Origin of the sequence: Streptosporangium carneum (genome assembly GCF_027922005.1) — a bacterium.
Classification (GTDB): Bacteria; Actinomycetota; Actinomycetes; order Streptosporangiales; family Streptosporangiaceae; genus Streptosporangium; species Streptosporangium carneum.
The window spans coordinates 1-941 of record NZ_BSEV01000083.1; the positions used below are offsets into that span (position 1 = coordinate 1).

General features: G+C 57.6%; 1 protein-coding gene. It reads left to right on the forward strand.

The genetic code is table 11. From position 1 onward, the window contains the following. Positions 1-941, forward strand: a 941-nt coding sequence (locus tag PKF00_RS44835; protein ID WP_271223732.1) for an efflux RND transporter permease subunit, incomplete at both ends; no start/stop codon positions are given.

Sequence of the window (941 nt, forward strand, 5' to 3'; positions counted from 1 at the left end):
GCTTTCATCATCATGAACGCGCAGGGGATCAACGCAAACATCATGTCACTGGGCGGGATCGCGATTGCGATTGGCGCCATGGTCGACGCCGCTATCGTGATGATCGAGAACTTGCACAAGCATATCGAGAAGGAAGAGATAACACCCGAGAACAGATGGCGGATTGTCGCTGATGCAGCTGTCGAGGTTGGCCCGGCGCTGTTCTTCTCGCTCCTGATCATAACCTTCAGTTTCGTGCCGATCTTCGCTCTGGAGGCACAGGAAGGTCGCCTCTTCCACCCTCTGGCTTTCACCAAAACCTATGCGATGGCTGCTGCTGCGGGGCTCCCGGTAACGCTTGTTCCAGTGCTGATGGGATTCTTTATTCGCGGAAAAATCACGCCTGAACACAAAAACCCGATCAACCGCATTTTGATCGCAGCGTATCGCCCCTTCATAAGCGTCGTAATGGCTCGCCCATGGGTGATGGTCGGCCTGGCGGTTTTGGTCATGGCCAGTGCGGCGGTGCCGCTGTCGAGAATGGGCAGCGAGTTCATGCCCGATCTGGATGAAGGCGATTTACTGTACATGCCAAGCGCCTATCCGGCCGTCTCCGCGGGCAAGATTGCAGAGGTTGTCCAGCAAACGAACCGGCTTATCGCGACGGTGCCGGAGGTCCTGACCGTCTATGGCAAGGCTGGCCGACCCGACACGCCCCCTGACCCGGCCCCGCTCACGATGATCGAAACGACGATTCAGTTGCGGCCGCGCGAAGAGTGGCGCCCCGGCGTGACGATGGATGACATCCGCGCAGAACTTGACCGTTTGGTTGATGTTCCTTCCTTGACAGATGTTTGGATCATGCCGATCCGCAACCGCATCGCTATGTTGGCAACCGGCATCAAAACCCCTGTGGGCGTGAAAGCCGCAGGACCTGATCTCGAAGTGATCGCAGAGATAGG